Genomic DNA, 8,064 nt, shown 5'->3' with positions numbered 1-8,064 from the left:
CTTCTTTTTCACGTGGGCATTGAGCATTACGAGGACATCCCTCACATCCGCCAATATGGGTATGTCGGTTTCGACTCTCTTGCCAAGTTCGGCTGCATCGATGTCGACATGGGCGATGGTCGCTCCGGTGGCGAAGCTGGAAATTTTTCCTGTCACACGATCATCGAAACGACCGCCAAGATTGATCAGCAAGTCGCATTCACAAAGAGCGAGATTTGCATAGGCGGTACCGTGCATGCCCGGCATGCCAAGGAAGAGTGGATCCGTGCCAGGGAATCCACCAAGACCGAGCAGGGTGTTGATGACAGGTATTTCGGAGCGCCGGGCGAACTCGGCCAACTCGGCGGAGGCGCCTGCCTTCATAATGCCCGAGCCAGCAAGAATGACTGGTCTCTTTGCGCGGCCAATTTCGTCAATAAGGCGATCTATTGCCTTTGTGTCGGGCTCAGGAGTAATGGCATCTAGGTCTGTTGAAGGGCCGATGGCGGCTGGTGTTCTCGGGTTATATTCCGCCATGGCGACTTGAATGTCCTTGGGAAAATCTATAACCACGGGCCCTGGGCGCCCTGTTGTGGCAACGCGAACAGCCTCACGCATGATTCCCTGAATCTCATTTGGATCCTTGATCAGCCAGTTGTGTTTAGTCACCGGAATGGTGCACCCGTAGGTGTCGGCCTCCTGGAAGGCATCGGTTCCGATTGTGGGCGAGGAGACCTGTCCGGTGATTGCGATCATCGGGACAGAGTCCATTTTCGCGTTGCAAAGGCCAGTGATGATGTTGGTCGCGCCGGGCCCTGATGTGGTGACGACAGCGGCCACCTTACCGGTGACACGTGCATAGCCGTCGGCCATGTGTGCAGCACCTTGTTCATGGCGAGTGAGGATATGCGGGAACTTGGTTTTATTAAGCTCATCATAAAAGGGCATGATGGCTCCACCGGGAATTCCGAATGCAATTTCCACCCCGTTGGCTTTCAGTTCTTCGATTACGATTTGAGAGCCGGAAAGCTCCACGGGCGAATCCTCCTAATTGTCTGGCAGGGCACTAAGTTTGTCCTTTAGCGATTTTTTCTTCTTTGGTTTTTCAAAAATCATGTCCCTGTTCGCGCCGCCGGCCGGGACCATTGGAAAAACAAGCTCGTCCGGATCTACTTTCACATCGAGAATAAACGGCCCAGGTGTTTTTACCATTTCTTGAATCGCAGGGCGGAGATCTTTTCTGTCCTCGATGTGTAGCCCCTTTGCGCCATAGGCGGCGGCAAGTTGTACGTAGTCGGGTCCAACTTCAAGACTAACCTCGCTGAAACGGCGGTCCATGAATAGATCTTGCCACTGACGAACCATCCCGAGGCCGTAGTTATTCAAGATGATGACCTTGACGGGAATCCCGTATTGGACGGCAGTGGCTAGTTCTTGAAGAACCATCTGGAAGCTACCATCACCCGCGATATCTATTGCAACCTTGTCGGGGCGAGCCAAAGCGGCCCCGATTGCAGCGGGAAATCCGAAGCCCATGGTGCCGAGTCCGCCCGAGGAGATGAACTGGCGAGGGTAGGAGACTTTGATGTACTGGGCAGCCCACATCTGATGTTGACCAACTTCAGTCGTGTAGATGGCTGCACTACCAACTTCCTCACTTAGCGCGACGATGGCCTCCTGTGGCTTGATTGGCCCCCCTTCGGCAGTTTTAAAAGTAAGAGGGAAATCTTTTTTGAGGAGTTCAACACGCTTTTGCCAAATCGTACGCTTTTGGCCCTTAATAAGTTTGTTCACCTCGACTAGTACTTTTTTAGCATCACCCACCACGGGAATTGCAACATTGACATTTTTTCCGATTGCCGTTGGATCAATATCGATGTGGATAATTTCGGCATTTTTAGCAAACTCCGAAATCTTGCCCGTGACACGATCATCGAAGCGTGCACCCACGGCGATAAGAAGGTCGCATTCATCGATGGCTAAATTTGCATATGCGGTGCCGTGCATCCCTAGCATTCCAAGTGCGAGAGGATGGTCGCTTGGAAAAGCACTTGCTCCGAGAAGGGTCCAAGTAACAGGAATGTCTGCTTTTTCGGCAAGATTTTTCACTTCCTGGTCGGCTTCGGCGTGAATGACACCTCCCCCCACATAGAGGACCGGTTTCTTGGCCACCTTGATGGCCTCGGCAACTCGCTTTATCTGCCGGATATGTCCGGTGGTCTTCGGTTTGTAGCCTCGTATATCGGGTTCACCAACGGGCACCACAAAATCGGCCTCGCCAAGAATAATATCCTTGGGAAGATCTATAAGCACGGGGCCGGGACGGCCTGTCCGGGCAATGTGAAAAGCTTCTTGCATCGATGGCGCCAGGTCTTTCATGTCCTTGATGAGATAATTGTGCTTGGTAACAGTTCGGGTCATTCCGACTATATCGGCTTCTTGAAACGCATCATTGCCGACCATCGCGGTGGATACTTGACCGGTCAAACACACAATGGGAATCGAATCCATATAGGCATCTGTGATGCCTGTAATGAGATTGGTAGCGCCCGGACCTGAAGTCGTCAGGCACACGCCTACTCCGCCACTGGCGCGAGCATAGCCTTCTGCCATGTGAGCAGCGCACTGCTCATGCCGAGTGAGCACATGCTTGATTTTGCTTCGCTTGAGAAATAAATCGAGGAGTGTGAGGAGTACAGCTCCAGGATGGCCAAATATAAACTCCACCCCTTCGAGTTCAAGGCAGCGATATATGATTTCAGCGCCCGAAATTTTTTTGTTTCTAATTTTGGTTGTTGAACTGGTTTTTGCAGTCACGGCCTAAACTCCTCAACCGGAGTATCTGATGGGGCTCCGGCAGGTTGGGTTGATCCAGAGAAAACAATTCGCGGTAAAAATTCAAATCAGGGGGAGGCGCGTGTAAACGCACCGCCCCCTCCTTACTACAGACTCTTTTACCTCGAAAATTTCTCTCGGATGCATTAGGCCGCAACCTTTATGTAAATAGGAATAGCGCAAGCCAATAAGGCCTGATTTGTATGAATTTTGACAACTCAACTCCATGTTGCTACTAACCAGAACTATTACCGAAAACGGCAGAACTATATGCTGGTTTCAAACTAAAGGTCAAGGGCTAAAGTGTTGATCTTGCTATCTGAGCGTACTTTTTACCTTGAAACCGGCAATCTTTCGCTCCCCTTAAGCTAGATTTTCTCCATCTGCTCTTTGAGTGAAAGTTTTTGTTTTTTTAGTTGTCTTATCTGGGATTCTTCTGATTCAGAGGGGAATTTCAATTCTTCTAGCTTATATAATTTTTCTTCGAGACTAGTATGTTCATTCTTTAAACGCTGATAATCATCTTCCGAGGGATTTTCTTTCTCTGAAACATTGGTTTCGTTAGTGGACTCCATAGAACAACTCTCCTTTTTTCAAAATGTTAATCTATTTGAGCGACAGTAAAATAAATTTAAATGCGGTATCCTTCCCCCTTAGGGCACTGTAGTTATCACGAACCTACGAAATTGAATTGATAAGGTCAAGTTTTTTCGCTTGACCATTGTGTCTCTGCTCGCGGTTTTCTGCCATAAATTGGCTCAAGGCTCGGTCCCGAGGGTGAAATATTTAGGCTTATTGCTTGCTTTGTAAGCCAGGCAACCCCTTCTGGTGCAATATTCATATTGGAATATAGGACTCGCTGACTTATTGTGCCGCCAAAGTTTAACTCTGGGCGATCATTTTCAGGGGCAACGATCAAAATTTCTCCTTCTGCTGGAATTGGAACTTTATCCCGAAAAGATACTATATCTTCCGAATTTCGTTTTGCATGTATCTTGTCGCCATTGCGGATAGGTTTGAAAAGTGCCGAAAATAGTTCTTCATGGCGTGCATCGCGGCATGGAAGTATCCAATCTGGAAGTTTATTCTCCAATTTCATCCATTCATTTAGGGCAGATTCCGCAAGAGCATCGAGAGAAGAAATCCCGTAGACGGGACATCCAATGCCTAGTACCAATCCCTTGACGGTGGCTAGGCCGATGCGAATGCCTGTAAAGGAGCCCGGCCCGAGAGACACGCCTACCGCCGTGATGGAATTTTCCCCGATATTGGCCTGTTTCAAAAGATCGCGAATGGCGGGCAGTAAAACACGAGAAGTCCGAATGCCGTCTGGAAGATTAGTCGAGAGGGTAGTTGCTTTGTCCGGAGAAATGAGAGCCACCCCACCCCGGACTGTTGATGTGTCCACGCCTAGGATCCAATTTTCTACGATCTGGGTGTAAGAATTGGCCTGCGAGTTCATGTTCTTATAAGTTCTCGTTGATTTTTGAGAGATGGTAGGATAATTGCTCTAGTTCACTACCCAGATCAACATTCTTTATCCAGACGTGTTCAGGTGCAAATACCTGTGTCGGGGCGAAGTTGAGAATTCCACGAATGCCAAATTCAGTAAGTCTGTTTACTACACTTTGCGCTGCTTCGCTTGGGACGGCGACAATACCAATTTCGATTTTCCTTTTTCTCACGACAGACTTTAGATCTTCCATAGGGAGGACCGGGGGAGCACCTGGCTTTTGTGGCCGGGCGCTTTCAGGGAATTTGTCAAAAACCGCATTGATAATAAAGCCGTGGGAGAGGAACTCTTTGTAGGCGAGCAGGGCGGAGCCGAGATTTCCGGCACCGACGAGGACTACTTTCCACGTGTTCGTGACGCCGAGTATTCTCTTGAAATTTGAGCGTAACTCCTCGACATAATAGCCCTTGCCTCTGACGCCGAATTCACCGAAGTAGGCTAAATCTTTTCTTAGTTGGGCAGGTTTAATCCCGCAACGTTTCGCGATTTCCGACGAGGAAGCGACCTTAATTCCTTCTTCGTTAATTTGGTAGAGAATTCGTTGGTAAGACGAAATCCGTCTTATAGTGGCTTCGGGAATTTTTTCGGTCGAGTAATCTGAGGAAATTAACGGTGGTAATTTGGCTGGTTCCGCAGTTGAGGTGCGTGATTTTTTGAGAGGAGTTTTAGAGCTTTTTTTTTTCACCATCTGTCGGCCCGAGCCGTTGAGAACGGGAATATGAAAGGGGGGGCAAGTCACCTTGCCCCCCCTACATTTTACGTGAACGTCGCCTGAATCAAAGAATAATGATCAGACAAATTACGAACGTATAAATAACCAGCGATTCGATGAGAGCGAGACCAATGATCATGGAAACGCGAAGATCGCCGCCAGCTCCCGGATTACGCGCCGTGCCATCTAGGGCGCTGGCAATACTACGGCTCTGGGAGAAGGCTCCCGCAGCGGCAGCGATTGCGAGCGCAAAGGCCGAGGAGATAATTCTCCATTTCATGACTTCCGCATCGGCGCCAGTGGTGGCAGCAGCGAAAGCATTAGTGGCCATCGTGGCGAACGAGGCGAGACCGAGACCCAAAATACCGAGCCTTTTCATCATCCTTCTTTTCTCCTTGTGAGGTTTGGGCATGAGACTAACCCTTAATTGGCATGAGCGTGTTCTTCACCATGCTCGTCATGGTCATGTCCTTCAAGCGACCCGGCGATATATATCATGGTCAGAAGCACAAAGACAAAGGCCTGAATGAAACTTCCGAAAATTGAAAACATCTGCATTGCCCATGGAAGGGGCAGGTAAATCTGGAGGCATAAAAGCATAAGAACCCCCAGTACTAGTTCTTCGCCTGTAATATTTCCGAACAGGCGAAGCGTCAGGGAAAGGGGGCGGGCAAGATGTGAAATGATCTCAATAGGTATCATTAGTGGTGCCAGCCATATTATTGGACCGGTGAAGTGCTCTAGGTATTTGACACCGCTTTTCTTGAATCCAATGTAATGTGTGGCAAAAAATACCGTCAACGCGCATCCAATGTTGGTGTTAATGTTGCTCGTCGGTGCCATGAAGCCTGGGAGGATGCCGATGACATTCGAGAGAAAAATATAGATGCCCAACGTGAAAATGAGAGGGAAGTAGGGTTTTCCCTCAGGTCCTAGGGTATCTTCCATAAATGAAGCTACGCCTTCAAAAAGGGTTTCTATCACATTTTGGCTGCCAACAGGAATTGTTTGGAGGCTACGTGTTGCCAAAATAGAAATTATTATGAGGAAAATCATGACGGCCCAACTGTAAACAACATTTGGGTAATCATCGAAGCCGGGAACGAACCCTAGATATAGAAAAGGATGAAATTTTTCCATGGTTTATGCCTGTGCTATGGCTTCTCCGTTTATGAGGGCGAAAGCTCCGTAAGAAATAATACCGGCCAAGGGTGCTGACAATCCAAGAACAACGCTAACAACGGGGAGGTGTCCCCAACCGATTGCCAAGGTAATCACAGCAAGTAGTGCAAGGAAGCGTGCTCCGTAAAGAACATGGTGCCACCATCTTATCCGTGAGGTCTCTGCTCTGAATAATAGAGCGAAATAAACATCCATTCCTCGAAAGCTACCTAGACTAATCGTCCCACCCACAAAAATACCTGCGGCATATGAAAATGAACCCATTATAAGCGCACCCACACAAAGGATGCATAATACGACCCATCCCGATTTTTCGATCTTCTTCAAGATAGTAGCAGGCATTGAAGATATGGGTGCTAGGTCATGTTCCACTTAACGAGCAATCCTCATTAATTCGATGAATGCAGAAATGAATCCTAAAATAAAACCTACCACCATACCCCAAGGGTAGGATGATATTAGCCAATCGACCCCGTAACCCAACCCACCGCCAACTAAAGGTGATGTAACAAAATTCCATCCGACGGAAGCCGCTCTTAATTGTTGCCGTCGAAGTTGATGGCTTGTGCCACTTTTTTTGTCAGAACCAGAAGGATTAGAGGTTGGGTCCTCTCCTGAAAGGTTTGAGGTCATCTGAATAACCCTTCCTTACAGTCACCTCGTTGGTGTACGGGGCGGCAACCTACCAATCCGGTATGGGGGTGTCAAGATGATAAGGGGTCAAAATTTATGTATTTGTAAAAAAAACCTTCTAACATAATTCCAAGGCGAATATCTCGATCTTATCAAGATGAATATTTCGAAAATGATTAAAGATTGTATTGTCTGTTTGATGGCCGAAAAACTCCATAATGCAGGGCCGAGCGGAATTCTGCTGGACGAGCAGATTTGAGGCGGGCCTGGGGACAGGCCCGTCATTTTTTCTTCCTAAGGGGAAATATTTTCCCGGTTCGGCATTAAGAAGCGTCTGTAAGTTATTGATATAAAAGTATTTTCTCCTGGCATGAATGTTGCTTCTATCTATAGGTTGAAGTCAGTCGGATTAGCTAAAGTTTTGCACCCTTGGTCCGATAAGATCTATTAGACAATAGTCTCCATGGCCCCAGGAGGTCAAAATCGTGGTTAGCGGCATTGATGGCGGCACCAATTCACAGGGAACAGGCGGCATCGCCGTTAACGGTCTCGTATCGGGACTCGATACCTCTAGTATCATCGAGCAACTGGTAGCCATCCAAACAGCGAGTATCGAGCGCCTTGCCTTCAAAAAGGTCGATGCCACCGCCAACATCTCACTCTTTCAAAACCTCCAAGCATTAGCTCTCAGCCTTCGAACCGCTGCGGACAGCATTTCGCGGCCCGAGCTTTTTGAAGGAAAAATCGTCTCAACGAGCAACAGCTCGCTCATCAAGGCGACGGTCACCGATAGTGCCGAAATCGGTGCACACGATCTCACGGTTGTTCAACTTGCGGCAAAGAACCAACACGTCAGCAGCCGCTTTGCAAGTGATACCGACTCATCGGGAGTGAGCGGCGACATTACGATAACCGTGGGCGAGGGGACCGACGCCATAACCACAACGGTGAGTATCGGTAGTACCTCTAACACCTACAAAGATATCAAAGAGGCTATCAATAACTCGGGCGCCAATGTGACTGCCACGATTGTCCAGGTGGATGACTCCACTAATTCGAAGCGCTTGCTAATTGACGCCAACGATTCAGGGACCTGACCTTGCCCCTTCAAACCGGTCCAAGCTGAAAGAGAGGATATTCGATACTCTTTTGGTAAGACCGCCCAACCCGGGAGGGGATTTAGATGAGCAAGAAGCGCCATACACCCGAG

The 8,064-nt window shown here is 48.5% G+C and carries 9 protein-coding genes; 1 reads left to right on the top strand and 8 read right to left on the bottom strand.

The features are described 5' to 3' along the window. The 8 genes from HOJ95_07845 to HOJ95_07810 form a co-directional block, all read right to left on the bottom strand. Positions 1–1,014 (bottom strand): acetolactate synthase large subunit (locus HOJ95_07845; protein ID MBT6394603.1); only part of this gene is annotated, 1,014 nt, incomplete at its 3' end. Positions 1,015–1,026: 12 nt separating this feature from the next. Further along, on the bottom strand, positions 1,027–2,751 hold the full coding sequence (ilvB, locus tag HOJ95_07840; GenBank protein MBT6394602.1) for a biosynthetic-type acetolactate synthase large subunit: 1,725 nt from the start codon (positions 2,749–2,751) through the stop codon (positions 1,027–1,029). 431 nt (positions 2,752–3,182) lie between these two features. Continuing rightward, a complete protein-coding gene (locus HOJ95_07835) occupies positions 3,183–3,389 on the bottom strand; it encodes a YdcH family protein (GenBank protein ID MBT6394601.1) in 207 nt (68 codons plus the stop codon). Between the two features lie 125 nt (positions 3,390–3,514). Next, positions 3,515–4,276, bottom strand: a complete 762-nt coding sequence (gene tsaB, locus HOJ95_07830; protein MBT6394600.1) for a tRNA (adenosine(37)-N6)-threonylcarbamoyltransferase complex dimerization subunit type 1 TsaB — start codon at positions 4,274–4,276, stop codon at positions 3,515–3,517. 4 nt (positions 4,277–4,280) lie between these two features. Then, entirely contained in the window at positions 4,281–5,015 is a 735-nt protein-coding gene (locus tag HOJ95_07825) for a redox-sensing transcriptional repressor Rex (protein ID MBT6394599.1), read from the bottom strand. 88 nt (positions 5,016–5,103) lie between these two features. Next, complete coding sequence (locus HOJ95_07820; GenBank protein MBT6394598.1) at positions 5,104–5,421, bottom strand: ATP synthase F0 subunit C; 318 nt, start codon at positions 5,419–5,421, stop codon at positions 5,104–5,106. A gap of 41 nt (positions 5,422–5,462) precedes the next feature. Further along, positions 5,463–6,179 (bottom strand): F0F1 ATP synthase subunit A, encoded by a 717-nt coding sequence (gene atpB / locus HOJ95_07815; protein MBT6394597.1) that lies wholly within the window; start codon positions 6,177–6,179, stop codon positions 5,463–5,465. Positions 6,180–6,593: 414 nt separating this feature from the next. Further along, positions 6,594–6,854: a hypothetical protein gene (locus HOJ95_07810; GenBank protein MBT6394596.1), complete on the bottom strand. Its 261-nt coding sequence runs from the start codon at positions 6,852–6,854 to the stop codon at positions 6,594–6,596. Positions 6,855–7,339: 485 nt separating this feature from the next. Here HOJ95_07810 and HOJ95_07805 point away from each other — a divergent pair, with 485 nt between their 5' ends. After that, the gene (locus HOJ95_07805) at positions 7,340–7,951 is read left to right on the top strand and encodes a hypothetical protein (protein MBT6394595.1); all 612 of its coding nucleotides are present in this window, start codon (positions 7,340–7,342) and stop codon (positions 7,949–7,951) included. The last annotated feature ends 113 nt before the right edge of the window (positions 7,952–8,064 follow it).

Source organism: Nitrospinaceae bacterium (assembly GCA_018669005.1).
In the GTDB taxonomy this organism is placed as follows: domain Bacteria; phylum UBA8248; class UBA8248; order UBA8248; family UBA8248; genus UBA8248.
This window is presented reverse-complemented; position numbering and strand designations above follow the sequence as displayed.